The following is a 25,430-nucleotide window of genomic DNA, read 5'->3' as shown; positions in this document are numbered from 1 at the left end:
GGGTCAGCGTGCCGGCCAGGGCACCTGCGGCGACCGGTAGTAGCGGATGCCGAGGGCGTCCCAGCGCGGACCCTGTGCCGCGAGCCGCGCCTTGTAGGCGTTCCAGCCGTGCGTGGCCGCCGGGGACCAGCCCAGCTCGGCCGCGCCGGCGAGCCGCGGGAACGCCATGTACTCGATGTCGGCGGACGTGGTCAGGGTCTCGGACCACAGCGGCGCCTCGACGCCCCTGATCGCGGAGGCGGGTGCTCCGGCCAGGTAGGCGCCCGGGTTCCAGTCGTAGGACCGCCTGACCTCGACCAGGCCCGCCCACTTGGTGCCGAGGCGGGTGCCGCTCGTGTACTTCATGTCGAGGTAGATCCGGTCGGCCGGGGACAGGATCAGTCCGGTGCCGTTCCGGGCGGCCTGCGCCACCTGGGCCTTCTCCGCCGCGCCGGTGCCGTCCAGGCCCCAGTACTGGGCGAGGGCGCCGCGGGCCGGGTGGGCGCCGGTGAGCTGGTGCCAGCCGATGACCGTCTTGCCGTACCGGGCGACGACCGGCTGCACGCGGTCCATGAAGTGCACGTAGTCGGTGTGGCTGGTGGAGTGCGCCTCGTCGCCGCCGATGTGCAGATAGCGGCCGGGGGTGAGGGCGGCCAGCTCCCGGACCACGTCGTCCACGAAGTCGTAGGTGACCTCCTTGGGCACGCACAGCGAGCTGAAGCCGACCTGGGTGCCGGTGTACAGCGGGGGCGCCACGCCGTCGCAGGTGAGCCCCGCGTAGGAGGCGAGGGCGGCGTTGGTGTGGCCGGGCATGTCGATCTCGGGGACGACCTCCAGGTAGCGGGAGGCCGCGTACCGGACGATCTCCCGGTAGTCGTCCTTGGTGTAGAAGCCGCCCCGGCCGCCGCCGACCTGGGTGGAGCCGCCGTAGGAGGCCAGGCGCGGCCAGGAGTCGATCGCGATGCGCCAGCCCTGGTCGTCGCTGAGGTGCAGGTGCAGCTCGTTGACCTTGTAGAGCGCCAGCTGGTCGATGTAGCGCTCGACCTGGGCGACGGTGAAGAAGTGCCGGGAGACGTCCAGCATGGCGCCCCGGTAGGCGTAGCGGGGGCGGTCCTGGACGGTGCCGCCGGCGATCTGCCAGGCCGCGCGCTGGACGCTCTTCTTCTCGACGGCCGCGGGGAGGAGCTGGCGCAGCGTCTGGACGCCGTGGAAGAGCCCGGCGGGGGTGCGCGCGGTGAGGGTCACACCGCCGGCGCCGCTCTGCAGCCGGTACCCCTCCGCACCGAAGTCGCCGTCGGCCAGTCGCAGTCGGATGCCGCCGGTGCCGCGGTCGGTGACCGGCAGCGGGTAGCCGGTGGCGGGGCGCAGCAGGCCGGCCAGGTAGCCGCCGATGCGGCGGACCTCGGCGGAGCCGTCGACGCGGACGGCGGTGGCACGGGTGATGCGGTACGGCGTCCCGCCCGGGGCGACCGAGGCGGGCGCCGGGACCACCCGGTTCAGCGGGGTCGGGGCGGCGGCGTGGGCCGCGGGGGCCGCGGGGGCCGCGCCCAGGGTGAAGGCGCCGGCCGCCGCGAGCAGCAGCAGGGCGCCGAGGGCGCGGGGCGTTCGGGGAGTCGTGCTGTGGTTCCGTCTCACATGCGCTCCCTTCGGATGGAGTCGACCGTCGGCGGGGGCTGACCGTCCGACGTGGTCGAGACCAACTGTCCCGCAGATCGGGTGGAACAATCCCCGCATGGCGGAAATCATCCAGAAGGACGGCACCTGGGCCTTCGACGGCGATGCCCTGCGCCTCACCCCGGGCCGGGACAAGACCGTGGGCCCGCTCCGCCGCGAGCTGGGCGAACTCGTCGTACCGCTCGGCGCGTTGGCGGGGATCTCGTTCGAGCAGGGCCGGAAGGCGGGGCGGCTCAGGCTGCGGCTGCGCGACGGTGCCGATCCCCTCCTCCAGGCCACGGCGGGCCGGCTGGCCGAGGCGCAGGACCCGTATCGGCTGACCGTGGAGCCCGACCGGTACGGGGTCGCCGAGTACGTCGCCGACGAGGTCCGCAACGCCCTGCTGCTGGAAGGGGTTCCGGCGGACCCGGTCACCGCCTACCTGCTGCCGGGTCCGCCGGTGCCGGTGTCCGTGTCGGCCGGGGACGGCACGGCGGGCTTCGACGGGGAGCGGGTGCGGCTGGAGTGGAACTGGAAGACGGAGGACGCCAAGGCCTCGGCCGGTCCGCGCACGATCCCCCTCGCGGAGATCACCGGTGTGGAGTGGCAGCCGGCGGCCGGCCTGGAGAACGGGTACCTGCGGTTCCTGGTACGCGGCGCCCCGGACGCCGTGCCGCCCAAGTACGACCCGAACGCGGTCGAGCTGTGGGGCTTCCGGAAGGACCCGCTGATGGCCCTGGTGGCGGCGGCCGTGCAGGCGCGCCTGCCGCACCCCTCGGCGGCCGGGCCGGAGGTGGCGGAGATCCCGCCGCAGCGGGCCGCGGAGCCGGCCGGTGACGACCACGACGTGCTGCTGCGCCGGCTGCGCGAGCTGGGCGAGCTGCACCGCGACGGTGTGCTGACCGACGAGGAGTTCGCGCTGGCCAAGCAGGCGGTCCTCCGGCGCATGTGAGGGCCGCCTGCTCGCGTGGGCTGCCTTGGCTACTTGGCCCTGCGGGAGACCGTGAAGTGGTCGATGCGGTCGCCGGTCTCGGCGATGCCCGACACCTTCAGCGTGGTCTGCCGGCCCTTGGCGGCGGGCGTGACGTCCACGCGGAGGAAGGAGTAGTCGAGGTAGCGCACGCGGGACCAGGCGACGGTCTCGTCGACCTTGCCGTCCTTGGTGTTCACGAACGAGGCGACCGAGTCGGTCTCGTGCTCGTGGCCCTCGTAGGAGTCCGGGGCGGAGAAGGCGTACAGACTGCGACCGGCGGCGCCCGCGGTGACGTAGACCACACCGTCGGTCTCGGGATAGGCGGTGCCGCCGATCGGCAGCTTCCTGGTGACCCTGCCCGCCTTGATCACGTCGGTGCGCTCGTACTGGTGGTTGTGGCCGTTGATGACCAGGTCCACCGTGTACTTCTCGAACAGCGGCACCCACTCCTGGCGGACGCCGCCCTCGGAGGCGTGCGCGGTGGAGGTGCAGTAGGCGCAGTGGTGGAAGAAGACGACGATGAAGTCGACGTCCTTGGCGGCGCGGAACTTCTTCAGCTGGCGTTCCAGCCATGTGGTCTGAGTCCCGCCCGATATGCCCAGGTTCGCCGGTATCTCGAAGGAGATGTCGTTGGCGTCGAGCGAGATGACGGCCGTGTTGCCGTAGACGAAGGAGTAGACGCCCGGCAGGTTTCTGCGGTCCGGCCCGTTGTCGGGCAGCGTCCAGCGGGCCTCCTCGCCGCCGTAGCCGTTGGGCGAGTACCAGGCCTCCATGTCGTGGTTGCCGTAGGCCGGCATCCACGGGACCTGCTTGGCGACCGACTCGGTCTGGTGCAGGAACTGGTCCCAGGTGCGCGAGTCGAACCCGGCGTCGGTGGGCTTGCCCGCGCCGGACGGGTCGCCGTAGGCGATGTCACCGGCGTGCAGGTGGAAGGCCGGGTTCTGGCCGAGGATCAGGGCGTTGTTGGCCAGGCCGTGGTAGCCGACACCCTCGTCGCCGAAGGCGGTGAAGGTGAACGGCGCCTTGTGGGCGGGGGCGGTGGTGAAGGTGCCCAGGGTGCCCGCCAGGTGCGGCTGGGCCGGGTCGAAGCCCTGGTGGCCGACGCCGTAGTAGTACGTCCTGCCGGGGCGCAGGTGGGTCAGCTTGGCGTGCAGGTAGTACTGGGTGTGGTCACCGCTCGCGCCGACACCGGCCGGGGTGTACAGGGTGCGGACCTCGGCCTCGATCCTGCGGGAGAGGTCCCAGGGGTGGGCGCCGATGCGGATGAACGGCTTCTTGACGGCGACCGGGACCTGCCAGGAGACGGTGATCTCGGTGCGCGGGTCGTTGCCCCAGGCCAGGTGGCGGCCGAAGGGGGCGACGAGGGAACCGTCGACCGTGGCGGCGGAGGTGACGGTTCGCCGGGTCGGCACGGCCGCCCGGGCGGTGGCGCCGGGCACGAACGCGCCGCCCGTGACGGCGCCCAGCGTGACGGCGCCGCCCCGGATCATGGTGCGCCGCGAGAACCTGGCGCGCAGGTACTCGTGCTGCTCGGCCATGCTCATGCGCTCGGCCAGCTTCTCGGGTACTCCCATACGAGGAATGTCCATGGCGTCTGAAACTCGTCCGCCCGGGCGACGGGACACAAGACGCAGGATGGACAACGTGCGAACAGCGCACCATGAGAGATCCAACAGGCGCCTGCCCGGAATCGGGCACGATTCTTGCGAAAGAGGCGCCGGTACTCCAGGATCTACCGGGTGCACGAGGAACTTGTCGATCACCTGACGCGGTCCACGCCCCTGAACCGGGGCGAGGCGCTGCGGGTGGTCCAGGACGTGCTCGCCTACTTCGACGAGACGACCCAGGACTTCGTCCGTCGCCGCCACCGCGAACTCCAGGCCCAGGGCCTGGTGAACGCGGAGATCTTCGAACGGATCGAGGCGGACCTGAAATACCGGGCGGTGGCGCCGCCGGAGCTGACGCTCAGGCAGCTGCGCCGCATGGTCTACGGCTGAGACGCCAGGCTGAGAGATACCTGTACATGTGCGGAATTGTCGGATACATCGGAAAGCGTGACGTGGCGCCCCTCCTCCTGGAGGGCCTCCAGCGGCTGGAATACCGCGGTTACGACTCCGCGGGCATCGTCGTCACCTCCCCGAAGACGCCCGGTCTGAAGATGGTCAAGGCCAAGGGCCGGGTGCGCGACCTGGAGGCCAAGGTCCCGGCGCGCTTCAAGGGCACCACCGGCATCGCCCACACCCGCTGGGCCACCCACGGCGCCCCCTCCGACGTGAACGCCCACCCGCACATGTCCGCCGACGGCAAGGTGGCCGTCGTCCACAACGGCATCATCGACAACGCCGCCGACCTGCGCCGCAAGCTGGAGGCGGACGGCGTCGAGTTCCTGTCCGAGACCGACACCGAGGTCCTCGTCCACCTGATCGCCCGCTCCACGGCCGAGAAGCTGGAGGACAAGGTCCGCGAGACCCTCCGGGTGGTCGAGGGCACCTACGGCATCGCGGTCATGCACGCCGACTTCTCCGACCGCATCGTGGTGGCCCGCAACGGCTCCCCCGTCGTCCTCGGCATCGGCGAGAAGGAGATGTTCGTCGCCTCGGACATCGCCGCGCTGGTCGCCCACACCCGCCAGATAGTGACGCTGGACGACGGCGAGATGGCCACCCTCAAGGCCGACGACTTCCGCACGTACACCACCGAGGGCACCCGCACCTCGGCCGAGCCGACCACCGTGGAGTGGGAGGCGGCGTCGTACGACATGGGCGGCCACGACACCTACATGCACAAGGAGATCCACGAGCAGGCCGACGCCGTGGACCGCGTGCTGCGCGGCCGCATCGACGACCGGTTCTCCACCGTGCACCTCGGCGGTCTCAACCTGGACGCCCGCGAGGCCCGGCAGATCCGCCGCGTGAAGATCCTCGGCTGCGGCACCTCGTACCACGCGGGCATGATCGGCGCCCAGATGATCGAGGAGCTGGCCCGCATCCCCGCCGACGCCGAGCCGGCCTCCGAGTTCCGCTACCGCAACCCGGTGGTCGACCCCGACACCCTCTACATCGCGGTCTCCCAGTCCGGTGAGACGTACGACGTCCTGGCCGCCGTCCAGGAGCTGAAGCGCAAGGGCGCCCGGGTCCTCGGCGTCGTCAACGTGGTGGGCTCGGCGATCGCCCGCGAGGCCGACGGCGGCGTCTACGTGCACGCCGGCCCGGAGGTCTGCGTCGTCTCGACGAAGTGCTTCACCAACACCACGGTCGCCTTCGCCCTGCTCGCCCTGCACCTCGGCCGCACCCGCGACCTCTCCGTGCGCGACGGCAAGCGGATCATCGAGGGCCTGCGCAGGCTGCCCGAGCAGATCACCGAGATCCTCAAGCAGGAAGAGGAGATCAAGCAGCTGGCGGAGACCTACGCCGACGCCCGCTCGATGCTCTTCATCGGCCGCGTCCGGGGCTATCCGGTGGCCCGCGAGGCCTCCCTGAAGCTCAAGGAGGTCTCCTACATCCACGCCGAGGCCTACCCCGCCTCCGAGCTGAAGCACGGCCCGCTGGCCCTCATCGAGCCGGCCCTCCCCACGGTCGCGATCGTCCCGGACGACGACCTGCTGGAGAAGAACCGCGCGGCCCTGGAGGAGATCAAGGCCCGCGAGGGCAAGATCCTCGCCGTGGCCCACCAGCACCAGGAGAAGGCCGACCAGACGATCCTCGTCCCGAAGAACGAGGACGAACTGGACCCCATCCTGATGGGCATCCCGCTCCAGCTGCTGGCCTACCACACGGCGAAGGCCCTGGGCCGGGACATCGACAAGCCGCGGAACCTCGCGAAGTCCGTGACGGTCGAGTAGGAGACGGAACGGACCCCCACGTGTGCCACCCGTCACGTGGGGGTCCTTCCCGTGCCGCTGGATGTTCAGCCGGTGGCCGTCACCCCCCGGCCTGCGGCACGTCCCGGAGGGGCCGTGGGCCAGTGCGCCGCCGCCGCGCACAAGAGGGCGACCCGTGCCCCCTTCGTGCGGTGCGGTGGTGCGGTGAGCGCTATATGCCCTTCACAAGGGCACGAACCACCTCTACGCGCGAGTAGTTTCGAGCCGCCCCCGGCTGAACCGAGGGAGTCGAGGGGGGAGTTCAGGGAATGACGATCACGGGCCGCCGCGCCCGCTTGGCGAGCCGCCCCGCGACGGAGCCGAAGATCCGGCCGACGATGCCGTGCGTGGAGCCGACGACGATCGCGTCCGCCTCGTACTCCCGCCCGACCTCCTCCAGCTCGTGGCAGATGTCACCGCCCCGCTCGACCAGGATCCACGGCACCTCGGCCAGGTAGTCCGCACAGGCCAGCTCCAGCCCCAGCACCTCCGTGCGGTGGTCCGGCACGTCGACGAAGACCGGCGGCTCGCAGCCGGCCCACACGGTGGTGGGCAGCCGGTTGGCGACATGGACGATGATCAGGCCGGAGTGGGACCGGTGGGCCATGCCGATCGCGTACGCGAGGGCGCGCTCACTGGAGGTGGAGCCGTCGAAGCCGACGACGACTCCGTGCCGGAAGGCGGGGTCGCAGGAGGGACGTGCCTCTTCCGCCGCCAGGGGATCGGCCGCCGTGGGGTCGGCGACCGGCCGCTTGCGGTCCGCGGGTTCGAAGAATTCGTGACCGGCCATGGCTGTCTCGGCGTTGTGATCCTTGATCGGGTGGGACGACAGTGTGCGGCGGAGCTGTGTCCGGGAAACATCTTCCCAAGCCCATACCCCCAAGGGTACGGCGGCACTCCTCCTGAGCCCAGACACCGCGCACGCTCCGTGAGCGGCCCCCCGACGTCCGTAGGGGTTCACCGGAGCATGCACGAGCCACGCCCGTAACGCAATGGTTGCTGCCCCGTACAGGCGGTTTGCACAGCGTTCACAGATGCGCCTGCGGTGACCGAGCGGCCGGACGGGCGTTGAATCGGGGTGAGCCACCGCCCCAGGGAGTACGAGATGCCCGCACCCCGCCCCAGTGCCGACCCGCGCCCCGTGCCGGACACCGCGAGCGAGGTGATCCGCTGGGCCGCCTTCAGCTGCGTACTCGTCCCCGTGGTACTGGTCTGGTACGGCACCTCGCTGGCCGGCGCCGCGGGTTGCGCGCTGGGTCTCGCCGCCGTCACGGCGGTCTGCCGGGTGCTGCTGCGCCGCTCCGAGCGGTGCGCCCGGCGTTGCGAGGCGCAAAGAGGTGGACGTCACACCCGGGAGCAGACACCGGTCGACTGACCTGTTTCCGCGCCTTCGAACGTTTCTTTTCAGCCAACTTCTCGATATCGGCCAGGAGGGGTCCGAACCACCCTCCAACCCCCGTTCCACCTGCACGGAAAGGGTCTACGGGCCGCTGCGCACCCTACGCGGTTTGGCCACTGCGACAAGGCGCACTTCCCTGCGCGCCTCGGGAGTGCAACGCTTCGTGATCGAATGCTTCACGCCAAGTTGTCATGTCGACAATGTGCCGCGTGGGGAGCTGGTCACCGTGCGATCGCGGGAGCCAGTAAATTCGATCTTGACTGTCTTTACGGCGGGGGACTCGTGCAGGACCGAGGGGAAACGTGCAGGAGCGACACAACCGAGGAGCCGCGACCACCGAGGGGGGCTTAGCAGTATGAGCCACGACTCCACTGCCTCGCCGGACGCCACGGCCCGGAAACTGTCCGGGCGACGCCGCAAGGAGATCGTCGCGGTGCTGCTGTTCAGCGGCGGCCCCATTTTCGAGAGTTCCATTCCGCTGTCGGTGTTCGGGATCGACCGCCAGGACGCCGGCGTGCCGCGCTACCGCCTGTTGGTGTGTGCCGGCGAGGAAGGCCCGCTGCGGACCACAGGGGGCCTGGAACTGACCGCACCGCATGGGCTGGAGGCGATCTCGCGCGCCGGGACGGTCGTCGTACCGGCCTGGCGTTCGATCACCTCACCACCACCGGAGGAGGCGCTCGACGCGCTGCGTCGGGCCCACGAGGAGGGCGCCCGGATCGTCGGGCTGTGCACGGGCGCGTTCGTGCTCGCGGCGGCCGGACTGCTGGACGGCCGCCCGGCGACCACTCACTGGATGTACGCACCGACGCTGGCCAAGCGCTACCCGTCGGTCCACGTGGATCCACGCGAGCTGTTCGTCGACGACGGCGACGTGCTCACGTCGGCGGGGACGGCGGCCGGAATCGATCTCTGTCTCCACATCGTGCGGACGGACCACGGCAACGAGGCGGCCGGCGCGCTGGCCCGCCGCCTGGTGGTCCCGCCGCGCCGGTCCGGCGGGCAGGAGCGCTACCTCGACCGGTCTTTACCCGAGGAGATCGGCGCCGACCCGCTCGCCGAGGTCGTCGCCTGGGCGCTGGAACACCTCCACGAGCAGTTCGACGTGGAGACACTGGCGGCACGCGCCTACATGAGCCGCCGTACGTTCGACCGCCGGTTCCGCTCGCTGACGGGCAGCGCACCCCTTCAGTGGCTGATCACCCAGCGGGTGCTGCAGGCGCAGCGGCTGCTGGAGACGTCGGACTACTCCGTGGACGAGGTGGCGGGCCGGTGCGGCTTCCGCTCGCCGGTGGCCCTGCGCGGCCACTTCCGCCGCCAGCTCGGCTCGTCCCCCGCCGCCTACCGGGCCGCCTACCGGGCCCGCCGGCCGCAGGGCGACAAGCCGGGTGAGCCGGAGACGGCGGTGCAGCAGCCCGGCCAGCACGGCGCGCCCGCGGGCCTGTCCGGCCCGGTGGGCGGTCCGCCGCCCGGCCTGCCGTACGAGCACCGGGACGGCGGGGTGCCGATGCAGGCCCGCCGGGCCGCCGCCGGAGCGGTGGGGCTGCTGCCGGGACCGCGCAGCGGCAGCTGAGCGCGGAGGAAAGCTCAGGCAAGGAGGAGAGGGGGCGAGCGCCGGCTCGGCCCCTCTCTTCCGTACCGGCGGCTTCTCCGTCCCGACGGCCCCCGTCACAGGGGGCACCCAAAAGCCCAGGTCCGCTTTAGGGTGGTCGCATGAACGATCGCATGGTGTGGATCGACTGCGAGATGACCGGCCTCTCGCTGTCCGACGACGCTCTCATCGAGGTGGCCGCCCTCGTCACCGACTCCGAGCTGAACGTGCTCGGCGAAGGGGTCGACATCGTCATCCGGCCGCCGGCCCGGGCGCTGGAGACGATGCCGGAGGTGGTGCGTCAGATGCACACCGCGTCCGGGCTGCTCGCCGAGCTGGAGAACGGTACGACCCTTCAGGACGCCGAGGAGCAGGTCCTCGCCTATGTCCGGGAGTACGTGAAGGAGCCCGGCAAGGCCCCGCTGTGCGGCAACTCCGTCGGCACCGACCGCGGCTTCCTGCTGCGGGACATGCCGACGCTGGAGGACTACCTCCACTACCGCATCGTCGACGTGTCCTCGGTCAAGGAGCTGGCCCGCCGCTGGTACCCGCGGGCGTACTTCAACAGCCCGGAAAAGAACGGCAACCACCGGGCCCTCGCCGACATCCGCGAGTCGATCGCCGAGCTGCGCTACTACCGCGAGGCCATCTTCGTGCCGCAGCCCGGCCCGGACTCCGACACCGCGAGGACGATCGCCGCCCGGCACGTCCTGCCCGCGCGGTAGCCGCCGCGCGGGGGCCGCGCGAAAACCTGTGCGCGAGCACCCCTTCGGACCCTGTAGACTTCTTCTCGGCCGGTCGGGGAAAACACTCCTCGAACAGCCGGTCATGGTGGGTGTAGCTCAGCTGGTAGAGCACCTGGTTGTGGTCCAGGATGCCGCGGGTTCGAGTCCCGTCACTCACCCTGAGTGATCAGCCGGTGACTCCGTCGCAAGACGGGTCACCGGCTGATTCTGTTTTCCCCCCGGAAAGCCCCCACGGAAAAACCCCGCGGAGATCCCGCGGCGAGGCCCGCACGCGCCGCCTCCGCCCGCCGATCCAGGAAGCCGGCACCCGCTGAACGGGGAAGCCGGCCCGCCTCACGACGACGCCCGCACCACCAGTTCCGTGGGCAGCACGGCCCGGCGGCGGTCCAGGCCCCGGGACGCGGGCGGGCGGCGGTCGGCGATCTCCGTCTGGAGGAGGCCGATCATCGCGCGGCCCATCTCCTGTATGGGCTGGCGGACGCTGGTCAGCGGCGGGTCCATGTGGCGGGCGATGGCGGAGTCGTCGTAGCCGACCAGGGCGACGTCGTCGGGGATGCGACGGCCCGCCTCGCGCAGCACCTGCCGGGCGCCGGCCGCCATCACGTCGGAGCCGGCGAAGACCGCGTCCAGGCCGGGGTGACGGGAGAGGAGGAGCTGCATCGCGCGGCGGCCGCCCTCCTCGGTGAAGTCGCCCGGCTCGATCAGGAGGTCGTCCGCCGGATGACCCGCGTCGCGCAGGGCGTCGCGGTAGCCGTCGACGCGGCGCTGGGCGCCGTAGACGTCCAGGCGGCCGGTGATGTGCGCGATCCGGCGGCGGCCACGGCCCAGCAGGTGCTCCACCGCCGAGCGGGCGCCGCCGTAGTTGTCCGAGTCCACCGAGGTGAGCGACTCGGCCGCCGAGCGCGGGCCGCTGATCACGGCCGGGATCTCCAGCTGGGACAGCAGGTCGGGGAGGGGGTCGTCGGCGTGGACGGAGACCAGCAGGACCCCGTCGACGCGGTGGGCCGCCAGGTACTGGGCGAGACGCTGCCGCTCGCGGTCGCTGCCGGCGAAGATCAGGAGCAACTGCATCTCGGTGTCGGCGAGTTCGGCGCCGACGCCCCGCAGGATGTCCGAGAAGTACGGTTCCGCGAAGAAGCGGGTCTCCGGCTCGGGGACGACCAGGGCGATGGCGTCGGTGCGGTTGGCCGCGAGGGCGCGGGCGGCGGTGTTGGGGACGTACCCCAACTCGGCGACGGCGGCCTCGACCGCGGCACGGGTGGCGTCGCTGACCCGGGGCGAGCCGTTGATCACCCGGGAGACCGTTCCCCGTCCGACCCCGGCCCGGGCGGCGACCTCTTCGAGCGTGGGCCGCCCTCCGCTCCGGCCCCGCCCTCCATGGCTTGCCATGGGCTCCGCCTTTCTCGCCGCGTCCTGCGTGTCCTGCTTATGGCTGGAATCTAACAGTCCTGGCCAGAGTGACGAGCGGTGCGAGGAGACGCGCGAGGGCAGTTAACAGGCAGATAACTGAACGCGGTTCGCCCCGTCCGCTCCCTTGACACCCCGCCGGGAACCGACGACTCTTCAACACATCACTTGTGGGAGCGCTCCCACAGTACCTGACACCTACACATCCCGCACGTTCCCCGCCCGAGCCGCAGCGAGTACGAACGGGCCCGATTTCCATGCAGTTGGCCGGGGGGTCGGCACGTCAGGCAACAGGAGGACGCAATGCGCACGAGCATCCGCCGGTCCCAGCGGCTGATGGCCCTCGCGGCCGTCGCCGCGCTGACCACGGGGCTGCTGGCCGGCTGCGCCAACGACTCGGACGACGGCTCGTCCGACAACTCGGGCGGCGACGGCGGTGGCGGCAAGGGCAGGATCACGCTGACCATCGGAACCTTCGGCGTCTTCGGTTACAAGCAGGCCGGCCTGTACGACGAGTACATGAGGCTGCACAAGGACATCAACATCAAGGAGAACGTCACCACCAGAACAGACGTGTACTGGCCGAAGGTGCTCACCCGCCTCCAGGCCGGCTCCGGCACCGACGACATCCAGGCCATCGAGGTCGGCAACATCACCGAGGCCGTGCAGACCCAGGCGGACAAGTTCGTGGACCTCGGCAAGGAGGTCGACAAGTCGCAGTGGCTGGACTGGAAGCTCGCCCAGGCCACCACCAAGGACGGCAGGACCATCGGCCTCGGCACCGACGTCGGTCCGATGGCGATCTGCTACCGCAAGGACCTGTTCAAGAAGGCCGGCCTGGAGACGGACCGGAACAAGCTGGCCGCCCAGTGGAAGGGCGACTGGGCCAAGTACGTCGACGTGGGCAAGCAGTACATGAAGAAGGCGCCGAACGGCACCAAGTTCGTGGACTCCGCCTCCTCCGTCTACAACGCGGCCCTCGGCGGCGCCGACACCCGGTACTACGACAAGGACGGCAACGTCGTCTGGGACAAGTCCGACGGCGTGAAGAAGGCCTGGGACGCCGCGATGACGGTGGCCACGAGCGACATGTCCGCCAAGCTGAAGCAGTTCGACAAGCCATGGGACCAGGGCTTCGCCAACGGCACCTTCGCCTCCGTCGCCTGCCCGGCCTGGATGATCGGCTACATCGAGCAGAAGTCCGGTGACTCGGGCAAGGGCAACTGGGACGTCGCCGCGGCCCCGACCGCGGCCAACTGGGGCGGCTCCTTCCTCGGCGTGCCGACGGCGGGCAAGCACCAGAAGGAGGCCATCGAGCTGGCGAAGTGGCTGACCGCGCCGGAGCAGCAGGCGAAGGTCTTCGCCAAGCAGGCCAGCTTCCCGTCCACGCCGTCGGCCTACGCGGGCCTGAAGCCGGCCGCCGACACCACGGCGTACTTCTCGGGCGCGCCGATCACGCAGATCTTCGCCGACTCCGCGAAGACGATCCCGGTCCAGTACTTCGGCATCAAGGACCAGCCGATCAACACCGCGCTGACCGACGTCGGCATCCTCCAGGTCGAGCAGAAGGGCAAGTCGCCCGAGCAGGGCTGGGACGCCGCGAAGAACGAGATCAAGGACGTGCTCGGCCAGTGAGCAGCTCCAAGCAGGCTCTCGCGCGTACCGCGTCGAGCGCCGAGGCCGCGCCCGGCTCCACGCCGGGCGCGGCCCGGGGCGCTCGCGGTCGCGGTGCCCCGGCGGGCGCCGACTCCTGGCGCAGCCGGCTGTACCGCTGGGACATGAAGGCGTCGCCGTACGCCTTCGTCGCCCCCTTCTTCATCCTCTTCGGGGCCTTCTCCCTGGTCCCGCTGCTCTACACGGCCTGGTACTCGCTGCACAACGTGCAGCTGTCGGCCCTCGACCACCAGACCTGGGCGGGCCTGGACAACTACCAGCACCTGCTGTCCTCGGACTTCTTCTGGAACGCCCTGAAGAACACCCTGAGCATCGGCGTCATCTCGACCGTGCCCCAGCTGCTGGCCGCGCTCGCGCTCGCGCACCTGCTCAACTACAAGCTGCGCGGCTCGACCGTGTGGCGCGTGGTGATGCTGACCCCGTACGCCACCTCGGTGGCCGCGGCGACCCTGGTGTTCACGCTGCTGTACTCGTGGGACGGCGGCATGGTCAACTGGGTCCTCCACTTCTTCGGGGTGGATCCCGTCAACTGGCGGGAGTCGGACTGGGGTTCGCAGTTCGCGGTCTCCTCCATCGTGATCTGGCGGTGGACCGGGTACAACGCGCTGATCTACCTGGCCGCCATGCAGGCGATCCCGGCCGACCTGTACGAGTCGGCGGCGATCGACGGTGCCAGCCGCTGGCAGCAGTTCCGGCACGTGACCGTTCCGCAGCTGCGGCCGACGATCCTGTTCACGGTGGTCGTCTCCACCATCGGCGCGACCCAGCTCTTCGGTGAGCCGCTGCTGTTCGGCGGGGTCAGCGGGTCCAAGGGCGGCTCGGAGCACCAGTACCAGACCCTCGGCCTGTACATGTACGACCAGGGCTGGATCATCGGCAACCTCGGCAAGGCGTCCGCGATCGCCTGGTCGATGTTCCTCATCCTGCTGATCATCGCCGCGGTCAACCTGCTGCTCACCCGACGGCTGAGGAAGTCCCAATGACCACCACTGAACTCACGCTGCCCCGGAAGACCGGCGGGCGCCGGGGCCGGATGGGCGCGGGCAAGCAGCTGCACGCCGGCCCGGTGACCTATGTCGTGCTGACCGTGTTCGCGCTGGTCTCGCTGGCCCCGCTGGTGTGGACGGCGATCGCGGCCTCCCGGACCGACCGGCGCCTCGCCGAGACCCCGCCGCCGCTGTGGTTCGGCGGCAACCTGTTCAAGAACCTCCAGGCGGCCTGGGACGAGGCCGGGCTCGGCACCGCGATGGTCAACTCGGTGGTCGTGGCGGGCACGATCACGGTGAGCACGGTGCTGTTCTCCACCCTGGCCGGCTTCGCCTTCGCCAAGCTGCGGTTCCGGTTCTCCGGCCTGCTGTTGCTGCTGACCATCGGCACGATGATGATCCCGCCGCAGCTCGCCGTCGTACCGCTGTACCTGTGGATGTCGGACCTGGGCTGGTCGAACCAGCTGCAGACGGTGATCCTGCCGAGCCTGGTGACCGCGTTCGGTACGTTCTTCATGCGGCAGTACCTGGTACAGGCGCTGCCGACCGAGCTGATCGAGGCGGCCCGGGTGGACGGGGCGAGCAGTCTGCGGATCGTCTGGCACGTGGTCTTCCCGGCGGCGCGCCCCGCGATGGCGGTGCTGGGCCTGCTGACGTTCGTGTTCGCCTGGAACGACTTCCTGTGGCCGATCATCGCCCTGAACCAGCAGAACCCGACCGTGCAGGTGGCCCTGAACTCGCTCGGTACCGGGTACGTCCCCGACCAGGCGGTGATCATGGCGGGGGCGCTGCTCGGCACGCTGCCGCTGCTGGTCGCCTTCCTGCTGTTCGGCAAGCAGATCGTGGGCGGGATCATGCAGGGCGCGATCAAGGGCTGATCCGCCCGTCCGCTTCACGGGGGCCGGGTCACCGCCGTCCCGGCCCCTCCTCCACGCATCCACCGGCTCTTGAGACCCTTCATGGGAGCGCTTCCATGCCTGACTCCGTTTCGTCCGTGACCTTTCCTCCCGCCTTCCTCTGGGGCGCCGCGACCTCGGCGTACCAGATCGAGGGGGCGGTGCGGGAGGACGGGCGCACCCCCTCCATCTGGGACACCTTCAGCCATACACCGGGCAGGACGGCCGGCGGCGAGACCGGGGACGTCGCGGTCGACCACTACCACCGCTACCGCGACGACGTGGCGCTCATGGCGGAGCTGGGCCTGACCGCGTACCGCTTCTCCGTCTCCTGGTCACGGGTGCAGCCGACGGGCCGGGGCCCGGCGGTCCAGCGGGGCCTGGACTTCTACCGCCGCCTGGTCGACGAACTGCTGGCGCGGGGCATCAAGCCGGCGCTCACCCTCTACCACTGGGACCTGCCGCAGGAGCTGGAGGACGCGGGCGGCTGGCCGGTGCGGGACACCGCGTTCCGGTTCGCGGAGTACGCGCAGCTCGTCGGCGAGGCGCTGGGCGACCGGGTGGAGCACTGGATCACCCTCAACGAGCCGTGGTGCAGCGCCTTCCTGGGCTACGGCTCGGGGGTGCACGCGCCCGGCCGGACCGACCCGGCGGCCTCGCTGCGCGCGGCCCACCACCTCAACCTCGGCCACGGGCTGGCCGTCTCGGCCCTGCGGTCGGTGATGCCGGCCCGCAACCAGATCGCGATCAGCCTCAACTCCTCGGTGGTACGGCCCCTCTCCCAGGACCCGGCCGACCTGGTCGCGGCCCGCCGGATCGACGACCTGGCCAACGGCGTCTTCCACGGTCCGATGCTGCGCGGCGCGTATCCGTCGACGCTGTTCGACGCCACCCGCTCGGTCACCGACTGGTCGTACGTCCTCGACGGCGACGTCCGCACCATCAACGCCCCGCTGGACGCGCTCGGCCTGAACTACTACACCCCGACCCTCGTGTCGGCCGCGTCCGGCGAGGTCAAGGGGCCCCGGGCGGACGGCCACGGCAGCAGCGCCCACTCGCCCTGGCCCGCCTGCGACGACATCGTCTTCCACCAGACCCCCGGCGAACGCACGGAGATGGGCTGGACGATCGACCCGACGGGCCTGTACGACCTGATCATGCGCTACACGCGCGAGGCACCCGGCCTGCCGCTCTACGTCACCGAGAACGGCGCGGCCTACGACGACAAGCCCGACCCGGAGGGCCGGGTGCACGACCCCGAGCGCATCGCCTACCTGCACGGCCACCTGTCGGAGGTGCGCCACGCCATCGCCGACGGCGCCGATGTGCGCGGCTACTTCCTGTGGTCGCTGATGGACAACTTCGAGTGGGCGTACGGGTACGGCAAGCGGTTCGGCGCGGTGTACGTGGACTACGCCACGCTGGAGCGGACGCCGAAGTCGAGCGCGCGGTGGTACGCGGAGGCAGCCCGCACGGGGGCGCTGCCGCCGGTGGACTCCGCCGCGTGACCGGCGGCGCGGCCCGTTGTGGGGGCGGGCCGCGCCGGCCGGGACGCGCCTACTTGTACGCCCCGAACGCCTTCGAGAAGGCGGACTTCTCCTGCGTGACGGAGCTGCACGTGGCGTCGGCGGTGGGCTTGGCGCCGCCCGCGCACTGCTTGTCGCGGGTCGCGGACCACATGGACAGCCAGCCGATCCCCTTGGCCCTGGCGAAGTTCACCAGCTGGGTGGCGTCGTCCACCGTGAAGACCTCGGAGGAGACGTCGTTGACACCGATCATCGGGGTGACGGCGACGGTCTTCCAGGCGGCGGAGTCCGACAGCCCCAGTACGCTCTTGACCTGGGCCTGGGTGGCGGTCGCGGCCTGCTCGGCGTAGGTGCCCATGTCACCGCTGTACGAGGGGCCGTAGTCCATCGCCATGATGTTGACGGTGGTGGTCTTCACGCCGTTGGCCTTGGCGTTGGCGAGGAGGTTCACGCCGTCCTGGGTGAGGCCCTCGGGCATCACCGGCAGGGTGAAGGAGACGTCCAGGCCGGGGTGCCGGGTCTGGAGCTTGGCGATGGCCTGGGCGCGGCGGGTGTTGGCGGCGGTGTCGGGCAGCGCGCCGCCCTCGACGTCGAAGTCGACCTTGGTCAGCTTGAACGCGTCGATCGCCTTGCCGTAGGCCGCCGCCAGTGCGTCGGCGGAGGAGCAGGTGGTGGCCAGCTCGGAGCCGGAGGCGCCGCCGAAGGACACGCGGACGTCTCCGCCCTTGGCGCGCAGCGCGCCGATCTGCGCGGCCACGGCGTCACCGGTGAGGTCCGTGACACCGCCCCACTTGGGGGTGCAGCCGCCGCCGTCGGTGAGGAAGGCGAGGTTGTAGTCCTTCACGCCGGTCGCGTCGGCGGCGCCGAGCAGGTCGAAGGCCGGGTAGAGGCTGGTGTCGACGTAGGGGGCGAAGCCGGCGGAGGAGGTGGTGCCGGTCCCGGAGCCGGCGCCGGTGCCGCCCGTGGGGGTGGCGGTCGGGGTCGGCGTCGTCGTCCTGGTGGGGGTGGGGGCGGGCGACTGGGTGGTCTGCGTGGGCCGGCCGCTCGGCTCGGGGGTCGCCCCGCCGTCCGCGGAACACCGGGCGTCGTCGATACGGCACCCCGTCGGGTCGCCGCTGCCGTTGACCACGAAGCCGACGGTCACCGACTTGCCGGGGGCCAGGCCGCCGGTGTCCCACTGGGCGGGCCGGACGGTGACGTGCCGGCCGCTGACGCTCGACTCGCCGTTCCAGAGGGAGGAGAGCGTGGCGCCCGCGGGGAGGTCGAACTCCAGCGACCAGGTCTTCTCGGCCTGGCCGGTGTTGTTGGTGACGACGTACTGGGCGGTGTACCCCGTGGACCAGTCGCTGGTCTTCGTGTACGCGGCGTTCACCCCGGCCGCGTTCGCGGTGCCGGTGAGCAGGACCGCGCCGCCGCCGATCACGGCCGCGGCGACCAGGCCGCCTATCGCCTTGTTCCTGCCACTGATCCTGCGCCGGTGCGTGCTCATGCGCGTGCCTGCCTTCGCTGTTCACGGGGTGGGGTGCGGCAGCACGCTAGCGATCAGGAAAGGGACGATCCGGGCGTTCCCTGCTCCGGTCGCAGACCTTAGGGTTCGCTTAAGGAAGCGATCGGGGACGGTTAAAGGTCGAGACCAGTTTGCCCGTTCGGCGCCTGCGTACGGCTCCTCGCTGTCTGCGGCCCACGGTCTTGCGGCCGTCCAGCTGGAACCAGATCCGCACCTCCGTACCGCCCAGCACCGAACCGCCGATGCGGACGTCCCCGCCGGTGGACTCGGCGAGCCGGCGGACGATGTCCAGGCCGAGACCGGTGGAGCCGGCGTGCCCGGAGCCCCGGCCGCGGGCCATCGCCGCGTCCGGGTCGGGTATGCCGGGGCCCGCGTCGGAGACGAGCACGATCACCGCGTCCTCGCCGTTGTGCACGTCGACCGCGAAGGCGGTGCCCTCGGCGGTGTGCCGGAAGACGTTGCCGAGCAGGGCGTCGAGGGCGGCGGCGAGGTCGGCGCGGGCCACGGGTACGCGCACCGGCCGGTCCACGCCGGCCACCCGCCACTTGCGGCCCTCGTCCTCGGCGAGCGCGGACCAGAACTCCATGCGCTGGCGGACCACTTCGGCCGCGTCGCAGCCGGCGCCCGGTCCGGCGGCGGCCGTCTGTGGCTTGGCCTCCCGGGCCGTCCGGATGATGGTGTCGACCTCGCGCTCCAGCTGGGCCACGGCCGCCCGGGTCTGTTCGGCGGCCGGGCCGGCACCGAGGGAGGCCGCGTTCAGCCGGAGCACCGTGAGCGGGGTGCGCAGCCGGTGGGAGAGGTCGGCGGCCAGTTCCCGCTCGTTGGCGAGGAGCTGGACGACCTGGTCGGCCATGGAGTTGAACGCGCCCGCGGCCAGCCGCAGTTCGGTTGGGCCCTCCTCCGGGACGCGGGCGCCCAGTCGGCCCTCGCCCAGTTCGTGCGCGCCCTCGACCAGCCGCCGGGCGGGCCGGACCATGCGCACCCCGAGCCGGTCGGCGACCGCGACCGAGCCGACGATCAGCGCGAGCCCGACGGCCGCGAGCACCGCCCAGGCCGTGCCGACGCCGTTGGTCACCTCGGACTCGGGGACGTACACCTCGACCACCGCGATCGCGCCGGAGCCGAGCGCGACCGGCTGGAGCAGGGTGGAGCCGCCGGGCACGGAGGTGGTGGAGGCGCGGCCGAGTCCGCGCACGGCCTGGATGTCGCGGCCGGCGGCGCGCTGCCGGCCGAGGTCGAGTGCGGGCCGGCCGCCGTCGGCGGGCAGGTGGACGGCCATCCCGGAGTCGGCACCGGCCGAGGCCACCACCCGCTCCAGCTGGTCCCGGTCGGTGGTGATGGACAGCGCGGGCGCGACCGCGGCGGCCTCCCGCTCGGCGTTCGAGAAGGCGCGGTCGCGGGCCATCTCCCTGACGACCAGGCCGAGCGGCACGGCGAAGGCGACCACGACCATCGTGGTGACCGCCAGGCAGACCTTGACCAGGGCCCATCTCATCGCGGGGCCCGCCCGTCGGCCGAGGGCTCCGCGGGGGGTTCGAGCTTCACGCCGACACCGCGCAGGGTGTGCAGATAGCGCGGCCGGGCGGCCGTCTCCCCCAGCTTCCGGCGCAGCCAGGACAGATGGACGTCGATGGTCTGGTCGTCGCCGTAGGACTGCTGCCAGACCTCGGCGAGCAGTTCCCGGCGCGCGACGACGACCCCGGGGCGGCCGGCCAGGAAGGCCAGCAGGTCGAACTCGCGGCGGGTGAGGTCGAGCCGCACCCCGTCCAGCTCGGCCTGGCGGCGCAGCGGGTCGACGGTGAGCCCGCCGACGCGCAGCACGGACGAGGGCGGGGGCTCCGCGCCGCCGGAACGGGCCCGGCGCAGCACGGCCGCCATCCGGGCGGAGAGGTGCTCGACGGAGAACGGCTTGGTCAGGTAGTCGTCCGCCCCGGCGTTCAGCAGCCGGACGATCTCCGTCTCGTCGTCCCGGGCGGTGGCGATGATGACGGGCACGTCGGTGATGCCGCGGAGCATCTTCAGGGCCTCGGAGCCGTCGAGATCGGGCAGTCCGAGGTCCAGGACGACCACGTCGAAGCGGAAATGGGCGACCTCGCGCAGCGCCTCCAGTGCCGTACCGACGCTGCGCACGGTGTGGGCGGCGTCGGTCAGGTGCCGGATGAGCGCCGAGCGTACGAACTGGTCGTCCTCTACCACGAGCACACTTGCCATGCGCCGCACCGTACGCCATGCGGGCAAGGCCGGGCCGGGGCCTGTGGACAACTCGTCACATGTGCGTACGGCCGTTCCCCTGGGGCAGTATGGCCCGCGATGCGCAGAGGATTCGTACACGTACTGGCGTGGCTGCTCGCGACCGGAGCGGCGGTCACGCTGTCGTGGTGGGGTGTGCACACGGTGATGGCGGGGACGGCCTACGAGCCGCCGCGCGCCCTGCCGGTCACGGCGGCCGACGCGGACAGCCGGGACAGGACCTCCGCCTCCCGCGCGCCCGCTCCGTCCCTCACCCCGTCCCCGTCGTCCCCGTCCCGCGAGCGGCCGGCGCCGGCGCCCACGCGCACCCCGGCCCGCACGCGGGAGCCCTCCCCCACCGCCACCGCCTCCGGCCGGGTCAGGTCCTACGACACCGACGGCGGCCGGGCGGTGTTCGACCTGGGCGCCTCCAGCGCGACCCTGGTGTCGGCGACCCCGGGGACCGGCTGGGCGATGCAGGTGTGGAAGACGGAGAGCTGGATCCGCGTGGAGTTCAGCCGGGGCGCGGACCGGGTGTCGGTGTTCTGCACCTGGCACGACGGTCCGCCGCGGGTGGAGGTGGGGACGTACTGACCCCACCGGAGGGGACGGGCGTCAGGGTGCGCAGACGACGTAGACGGTGCCGCTGGCGGCTCCGCCGGTGCCGCGCTGCCGGATGTCGCCCTTCCAGCCGACCGGCTTGCCGGCCGAGTTCCGGACCGGCTCGGTGCGCGCGACGTGCATGCTGTTCGGCCAGTCGACGCCGGCACCGCCACCGGTGGCCGCCCAGCCGGACGGACAGGAGACGGTGGCGGAGCCGTTGGTGAAGTACTTGGACCGGACGACGGGGTTGGTGACCGCGGCGTCGGCCGAGGACGGGGTCAGCGAGTCGAACGCGACCAGGGCGAGGAGGACCGCGGCGACCGCGCCCAGGGCGTAGGCGGTCCGTCGGACAGCAGCGCTCATAACCGTTTCCTTCCGGTTCCCACCGGATTCTTCCGGTGTGCTGAACCACCAGGTCAGCAGCGGCCGTCGGGCGACACGCGGAGCGGCCCCGATTTGGGCGTGAGCTGCCCGAAGCCGACCGTTCCCGACGGTTGGTGACGGTTCGTGTCGGGGTGGCGACCGGCCCGGTGCCGGCAGCGGGGTCCTAGCGGAACACCGAGGGCGGCGGGGCGGGGGAGGCCACCGCGGCATCGTCCGTCACCGGCACCGCGCCGCCCGTGAAGTCGGTGAGCTGCCGGCCGTGTTCGACCCGGCCGGGGTGGGGGTCGGAGGCGGCGCGGCGGGTCAGCTCCGCGAGCGGCAGCGGGAGATCGGAGGCGACCAGGATCGCGTTGCCGAAGCGCTTGCCGCGCAGGACGGCCGCGTCGGCGATCAGCGCGCGTTCGCCGAACCGGGCGGCGGCGGTGGCGATCTGGCCGCGCAGGTGCGCGAGCGGCGGTCCGTCGGCGAGGTTGGCGGCGTAGACCCCGGAGGGCCTCAGCGCGCGGCGGACCTCGTCGAGGAACTCGGTGGAGGTGAGGTGGGCGGGCGTGCGGGCGCCGCTGAACACGTCCGCGACGACCAGGTCGGCCCAGCCGTCCGGCACCTTGGCGAGCCCCGCGCGGGCGTCGTCCGTCCGCACCCGGATCCGTGCGTTCGGGTCCAGCGGCAGCTCCCGGCGGACCAGCTGGACCAGGCGGGCGTCACGCTCCACGACCTGCTGGGTGGAGCGGGGCCGGGTCGCGGCGACGTACCGGGCGAGGGTGAACGCGCCGCCGCCGAGGTGCACGGCGTGCACCGGCTTGCCGGGCGGGGCGACGAGGTCGATGACGTGGCCGAGGCGGCGCTGGTACTCGAAGGAGAGGTACGCCGGGTCGTCCAGGTCGACGTGCGACTGGGGCGCGCCGTCGATCAGCAGGGTCCAGGCCCGGCCGCGGTCCGGATCGGGTACGAGCCGCGCGAGCCCGCCGTCGACCGGCTCCTCGACGGCGGCTGCTGCGGCCGACCTGCGGCGCGTGTTCCTGGACCTGCCCATCCGTCCATTTTCGCAGGCGTGGGGCCGTCCGCCGCGCCGGAGCCGCTCAGCGGCAGTTGTCGGCCGCCTCGATCAGGCGGGCCGCCTCGCCCAGGGCCCGGCGCAGGACCACCGGGTCGGTGGCGAGGTCGGCCTCGCCGGGGGGCAGCAGCCAGTCGGAGCCCTCCACCGGGGGCCCGGGGTTCAGCCGCAGCCCGCGCCCGTTCGTCTCGGTGCAGGTGCTGCCGGGCAGGTCCCAGCCGGCGGCCGTACCGGCCGGCACCAGGAAGCCGAGGGTGCCGCAGCCGTCGTCGTGCAGCACGGGTCCGACGGCGTCCGCGGCGCCCCGCCGCAGGATGTCGACCGCCTCCAGCCCCTGCCGGGTCGGTACCGTCACGAGGTCGCACGACAGCGACGGCGACGTACAAGGGTCGTTGCTCTGGCTGGTCTCCATGCCGGCCTCCACCACACAGCCTGTTGCGGTCCATGGGGTCCAACGCGCGAGTGGCGTCAACGGCTACGGCACAAGTGCGCCGCAAAGGATGGCACTTCATGGCAGATCGTGGATGAGATATCCGGTTTGTAGCCAAACACAGCGTGGCGGGCCGGTCACAGCAGGTACGTTCATGCCCGCCGGAACCAGGGCGTCCCACGGGCAACTCGTCCCGAAACGGCCTGGACCCCGGCATGGTTCGACGGTTCGCACGAGAGGACCCGGCCATGGCGTCGTCAACCGTGACCTCGTCACACCCCGAACGGCCAGCCCGGCCGAACCTCGCCTTCCGGCAACTGCGCGGCCGGCGTTCACCGGCCGAGTTCGCGGCGCTGGTACGGCGGGCGGCACGGGAGATCGGTGAGCGGGTGAGCTGTGACGCGCGCTACATCGGCCGGGTCGAGGCCGGCGAGATCCGCTGCCCCAACTACGCGTACGAACGGGTGTTCCTGCACATGTTCCCCGGCCGCACGCTCACCGACCTCGGCTTCGCCCCCCGCTCGTCCGTCCGCGGGCGCGCGGCGCGCACGGCCGGGGAGGCGCCGGAGGCGCTCGCCCCCGACGCGGGGCCCGGTGAGTCGGGCGGGATCCCCGATCCGTATGACCCGCAGGACCCCCACGAGAAAGACCCCCTGAACCACGAGGAGAGCGACGTGCTGCGTCGCGCATTCATGACCGGCGGAGGCGCCACGGTGGCCGCCGCCACTCTGGCCCCGCTGGGGCTCAACACGCCCGCCACGGCGGCGGAACGGCCGCTGCGGCGCGCGGGAACCCCCGAGGCGACGGCGCTGGAGGAGGCCGTCCGCCGGATCCGGCTGCTTGACGACCGGCACGGCGCGGACGGCCTCTACCGGCGCGCGGCGGCTCCGCTGCGCGCCGCCTACGCGCTGCTCGACGCCGGCGCGACCCGGCAGACCACCGCCGACCGGCTGCACGCGGGCGCCGGTGAACTCGCCATCTCCGTGGGCTGGCTGGCCCACGACTCCGGCCGCTTCGACGACGCGCGCTCGCACTACGCGGAGGCGCTGGCCACCGCCCGCATGACCGGCGACCCGGCGCTGGAGGCGCACGCCTTCTGCAACACCGCGTTCCTGGCCCGGGACGCCGGGCGTCCCCGGGAGGCGGTCCGGGCCGCGCAGGCCGCGCAGCGCGCCGCCCGGTCGCTCGGCTCGAACCGGCTGATGTCGCTGCTCGCGCTGCGCGAGGCGGGCGGCTGGGCCGGGCTCGCCGACCGCACCGCCTGCGAGCAGGCGCTGGTGCGCGCGCAGGCCCTCTTCGACCGGGGCCGTTCGGACGCCGACCCCGAGTGGATGAGCTTCTACGGAGAGGCGGAGCTGGAGGGGCTGGAGGCGCAGTGCTGGTCCACGCTGGGCGACTGGCGGCGGGCGTCCCGGCACGCGCGGCGGGCGACACGTCTGCAGGATCCGCACTTCACGCGCAACATCGCGCTCTACACGGCGGAGCTGGCCGACGACCTCGCCCGCGAGGGCCGTCCCGACGAGGCGGCGGAGGCGGGGTTGCGGGTGCTCGGGTTGCTGGACCAGGTCCAGTCCTCCCGCATCCAGACGATGCTCGCGGGTACGGCGCGGGTGCTGCTGCCGCACCGGCGGGCTTCGGGGGTGTCGGCCTTCCTCGACCGCCACGCCTCGCTGCCGCGGCGGGTGTAGGGCCGGTCGCGCCCACGTGGCGCGGCCGCGTCCCGGCACGGCCCCGGCCCACCGCCTCAGCCGGCCAGGTGCCCCACGTCGTTCCAGCTCTCGATCGCCGGTTCGCCGTAGGCCCAGCCCAGGACGGACAGGGAGGTGGGGTTCAGGCGGATGCGGGCGGCGAAGTCCAGGGGAAGCCCCAGCCAGCGGGCGCCGATCGAGCGCAGGATGTGGCCGTGGGCGAAGACGAGGACGTCACGGTCGGCGGAGCGGGCCCAGGAGACGACCTCGTCCGCGCGCGCGGTGACCTCGGCGAGGGTCTCGCCCCGCGGGACCCCGTCCCGCCAGATCAGCCAGCCGGGCCGGACGGCCTGGATCTCCGCCGGGGTCATGCCCTCGTACGCGCCGTAGTCCCACTCCATGAGCGTGTCCCACGCCGTGGCACGGTCGCCGAAGCCGGCCAGTTCGCACGTCTCGCGCGCGCGGGAGAGCGGGCTGGTGCGCACCTCCGCCCCGGCCAGTCCGTCCAGCGGCGCCCGGTGCAGCCGCTCGCCGAGCAGCTTGGCCCCGCGCCGGCCCTCCTCCAGCAGCGGCACGTCGGTCCTGCCCGTGTGCTTGCCGGACAGCGACCACGCCGTCTGTCCGTGCCGGGCCAGCAGGATGCGCGGTGCCATGGCTGCCTCTCGGTGAGTGGATGCGGTCCTTCCATCATCGCGCACCCTGGTCCGAGGCAACCGGCGGGGCGATCCCGGCGTCTTGCAGGGCTGACGCACCGGCGTGATCGGAGCGCCGTGATGGGCGCAGGAGGCACACCGTAAAGTGGCACGGTCGCCCGCCGGGGCGCCGCACAGCAGAAGGGGGAGGGCA

Annotated in this window: 23 protein-coding genes and 1 tRNA gene; 13 read left to right on the top strand and 11 right to left on the bottom strand. The window is 72.1% G+C overall.

The window, feature by feature from the left end; translation table 11 throughout:
• Positions 1–3 precede the first annotated feature (3 nt).
• On the bottom strand, positions 4–1,614 hold the full coding sequence (locus ACZ4VF_RS30120) for a beta-N-acetylhexosaminidase (RefSeq protein WP_467929911.1): 1,611 nt from the start codon (positions 1,612–1,614) through the stop codon (positions 4–6).
• A gap of 97 nt (positions 1,615–1,711) precedes the next feature.
• Between ACZ4VF_RS30120 and ACZ4VF_RS30115 the strand changes: the two genes are divergently transcribed.
• Positions 1,712–2,584 (top strand): DUF4429 domain-containing protein, encoded by an 873-nt coding sequence (locus tag ACZ4VF_RS30115; RefSeq protein ID WP_467929910.1) that lies wholly within the window; start codon positions 1,712–1,714, stop codon positions 2,582–2,584.
• A 29-nt stretch (positions 2,585–2,613) separates the two neighbouring features.
• Here ACZ4VF_RS30115 and ACZ4VF_RS30110 read toward each other — a convergent pair whose 3' ends face one another.
• Positions 2,614–4,179, bottom strand: a complete 1,566-nt coding sequence (locus tag ACZ4VF_RS30110; protein ID WP_467929909.1) for a purple acid phosphatase family protein — start codon at positions 4,177–4,179, stop codon at positions 2,614–2,616.
• A gap of 165 nt (positions 4,180–4,344) precedes the next feature.
• Between ACZ4VF_RS30110 and ACZ4VF_RS30105 the strand changes: the two genes are divergently transcribed.
• Together ACZ4VF_RS30105 and glmS are read left to right on the top strand one after the other, a co-directional pair.
• Positions 4,345–4,602 carry a hypothetical protein gene (locus tag ACZ4VF_RS30105; RefSeq protein ID WP_467929907.1) on the top strand — a complete coding sequence of 86 codons (258 nt, stop codon included), beginning with the start codon at positions 4,345–4,347 and terminating at the stop codon, positions 4,600–4,602.
• 26 nt (positions 4,603–4,628) lie between these two features.
• On the top strand, positions 4,629–6,446 hold the full coding sequence (gene glmS, locus ACZ4VF_RS30100; protein WP_467929906.1) for a glutamine--fructose-6-phosphate transaminase (isomerizing): 1,818 nt from the start codon (positions 4,629–4,631) through the stop codon (positions 6,444–6,446).
• A gap of 280 nt (positions 6,447–6,726) precedes the next feature.
• Here the strand turns inward: glmS and ACZ4VF_RS30095 are convergent, their stop codons facing one another.
• A complete protein-coding gene (locus ACZ4VF_RS30095; RefSeq protein ID WP_467929905.1) occupies positions 6,727–7,254 on the bottom strand; it encodes a universal stress protein in 528 nt (175 codons plus the stop codon).
• A 315-nt stretch (positions 7,255–7,569) separates the two neighbouring features.
• Here ACZ4VF_RS30095 and ACZ4VF_RS30090 point away from each other — a divergent pair, with 315 nt between their 5' ends.
• From ACZ4VF_RS30090 to ACZ4VF_RS30075, 4 genes are all read left to right on the top strand, one after another.
• Positions 7,570–7,839 carry a hypothetical protein gene (locus ACZ4VF_RS30090; RefSeq protein ID WP_467929903.1) on the top strand — a complete coding sequence of 90 codons (270 nt, stop codon included), beginning with the start codon at positions 7,570–7,572 and terminating at the stop codon, positions 7,837–7,839.
• A 379-nt stretch (positions 7,840–8,218) separates the two neighbouring features.
• Positions 8,219–9,436: a helix-turn-helix domain-containing protein gene (locus ACZ4VF_RS30085; RefSeq protein WP_467929902.1), complete on the top strand. Its 1,218-nt coding sequence runs from the start codon at positions 8,219–8,221 to the stop codon at positions 9,434–9,436.
• Between the two features lie 140 nt (positions 9,437–9,576).
• Complete coding sequence (gene orn / locus ACZ4VF_RS30080; RefSeq protein ID WP_467929901.1) at positions 9,577–10,179, top strand: oligoribonuclease; 603 nt, start codon at positions 9,577–9,579, stop codon at positions 10,177–10,179.
• A gap of 106 nt (positions 10,180–10,285) precedes the next feature.
• Positions 10,286–10,358, top strand: a tRNA-His gene (locus tag ACZ4VF_RS30075).
• Positions 10,359–10,533: 175 nt separating this feature from the next.
• On the opposite strand, the gene ACZ4VF_RS30070 is transcribed toward ACZ4VF_RS30075, so the two are convergent.
• The gene (locus ACZ4VF_RS30070; RefSeq protein WP_467929899.1) at positions 10,534–11,589 is read right to left on the bottom strand and encodes a LacI family DNA-binding transcriptional regulator; all 1,056 of its coding nucleotides are present in this window, start codon (positions 11,587–11,589) and stop codon (positions 10,534–10,536) included.
• A gap of 321 nt (positions 11,590–11,910) precedes the next feature.
• On the opposite strand from ACZ4VF_RS30070, the gene ACZ4VF_RS30065 reads away from it, so the two are divergent.
• The 4 genes from ACZ4VF_RS30065 to ACZ4VF_RS30050 all read left to right on the top strand — a co-directional run bounded on the left by ACZ4VF_RS30065 (position 11,911) and on the right by ACZ4VF_RS30050 (position 16,671).
• On the top strand, positions 11,911–13,242 hold the full coding sequence (locus tag ACZ4VF_RS30065) for an ABC transporter substrate-binding protein (protein WP_467929898.1): 1,332 nt from the start codon (positions 11,911–11,913) through the stop codon (positions 13,240–13,242).
• Positions 13,239–14,264, top strand: coding sequence for a carbohydrate ABC transporter permease (locus ACZ4VF_RS30060; protein WP_467929897.1), 1,026 nt, complete (start codon positions 13,239–13,241; stop codon positions 14,262–14,264). Before ACZ4VF_RS30065 ends, ACZ4VF_RS30060 begins: the two co-directional genes overlap by 4 nt.
• Positions 14,261–15,145, top strand: a complete 885-nt coding sequence (locus ACZ4VF_RS30055) for a carbohydrate ABC transporter permease (protein WP_467929895.1) — start codon at positions 14,261–14,263, stop codon at positions 15,143–15,145. The genes ACZ4VF_RS30060 and ACZ4VF_RS30055 overlap by 4 nt, the downstream gene beginning before the upstream one ends.
• 95 nt (positions 15,146–15,240) lie before the next feature.
• Complete coding sequence (locus tag ACZ4VF_RS30050) at positions 15,241–16,671, top strand: GH1 family beta-glucosidase (RefSeq protein WP_467929894.1); 1,431 nt, start codon at positions 15,241–15,243, stop codon at positions 16,669–16,671.
• Between the two features lie 49 nt (positions 16,672–16,720).
• Here ACZ4VF_RS30050 and ACZ4VF_RS30045 read toward each other — a convergent pair whose 3' ends face one another.
• From ACZ4VF_RS30045 to ACZ4VF_RS30035, 3 genes are all read right to left on the bottom strand, one after another.
• Positions 16,721–18,178 carry a glycoside hydrolase family 18 protein gene (locus ACZ4VF_RS30045; protein WP_467929892.1) on the bottom strand — a complete coding sequence of 486 codons (1,458 nt, stop codon included), beginning with the start codon at positions 18,176–18,178 and terminating at the stop codon, positions 16,721–16,723.
• Between the two features lie 109 nt (positions 18,179–18,287).
• Positions 18,288–19,691, bottom strand: a complete 1,404-nt coding sequence (locus tag ACZ4VF_RS30040; RefSeq protein ID WP_467929891.1) for a sensor histidine kinase — start codon at positions 19,689–19,691, stop codon at positions 18,288–18,290.
• Positions 19,688–20,407 carry a response regulator transcription factor gene (locus ACZ4VF_RS30035; RefSeq protein ID WP_467929890.1) on the bottom strand — a complete coding sequence of 240 codons (720 nt, stop codon included), beginning with the start codon at positions 20,405–20,407 and terminating at the stop codon, positions 19,688–19,690. The genes ACZ4VF_RS30040 and ACZ4VF_RS30035 overlap by 4 nt, the downstream gene beginning before the upstream one ends.
• A gap of 99 nt (positions 20,408–20,506) precedes the next feature.
• On the opposite strand from ACZ4VF_RS30035, the gene ACZ4VF_RS30030 reads away from it, so the two are divergent.
• The gene (locus tag ACZ4VF_RS30030) at positions 20,507–21,019 is read left to right on the top strand and encodes a hypothetical protein (RefSeq protein ID WP_467929888.1); all 513 of its coding nucleotides are present in this window, start codon (positions 20,507–20,509) and stop codon (positions 21,017–21,019) included.
• A gap of 21 nt (positions 21,020–21,040) precedes the next feature.
• Here ACZ4VF_RS30030 and ACZ4VF_RS30025 read toward each other — a convergent pair whose 3' ends face one another.
• The 3 genes from ACZ4VF_RS30025 to ACZ4VF_RS30015 all read right to left on the bottom strand — a co-directional run bounded on the left by ACZ4VF_RS30025 (position 21,041) and on the right by ACZ4VF_RS30015 (position 22,878).
• The gene (locus ACZ4VF_RS30025; protein WP_467929887.1) at positions 21,041–21,391 is read right to left on the bottom strand and encodes a hypothetical protein; all 351 of its coding nucleotides are present in this window, start codon (positions 21,389–21,391) and stop codon (positions 21,041–21,043) included.
• Between the two features lie 184 nt (positions 21,392–21,575).
• Positions 21,576–22,445, bottom strand: coding sequence for a spermidine synthase (locus tag ACZ4VF_RS30020; protein WP_467929886.1), 870 nt, complete (start codon positions 22,443–22,445; stop codon positions 21,576–21,578).
• Positions 22,446–22,491: 46 nt separating this feature from the next.
• Positions 22,492–22,878: a hypothetical protein gene (locus tag ACZ4VF_RS30015; protein WP_467929885.1), complete on the bottom strand. Its 387-nt coding sequence runs from the start codon at positions 22,876–22,878 to the stop codon at positions 22,492–22,494.
• A 266-nt stretch (positions 22,879–23,144) separates the two neighbouring features.
• Between ACZ4VF_RS30015 and ACZ4VF_RS30010 the strand changes: the two genes are divergently transcribed.
• A complete protein-coding gene (locus ACZ4VF_RS30010; protein ID WP_467929883.1) occupies positions 23,145–24,584 on the top strand; it encodes a hypothetical protein in 1,440 nt (479 codons plus the stop codon).
• 56 nt (positions 24,585–24,640) lie between these two features.
• Here ACZ4VF_RS30010 and ACZ4VF_RS30005 read toward each other — a convergent pair whose 3' ends face one another.
• Positions 24,641–25,237, bottom strand: coding sequence for a histidine phosphatase family protein (locus ACZ4VF_RS30005; protein ID WP_467929882.1), 597 nt, complete (start codon positions 25,235–25,237; stop codon positions 24,641–24,643).
• Positions 25,238–25,430: the final 193 nt, after the last annotated feature.

This window comes from Streptomyces sp. NPDC029151 (assembly GCF_055564315.1).
Note: the sequence above shows the minus strand (reverse complement) of the source record. Positions and strands in the feature narration are given on the sequence as shown.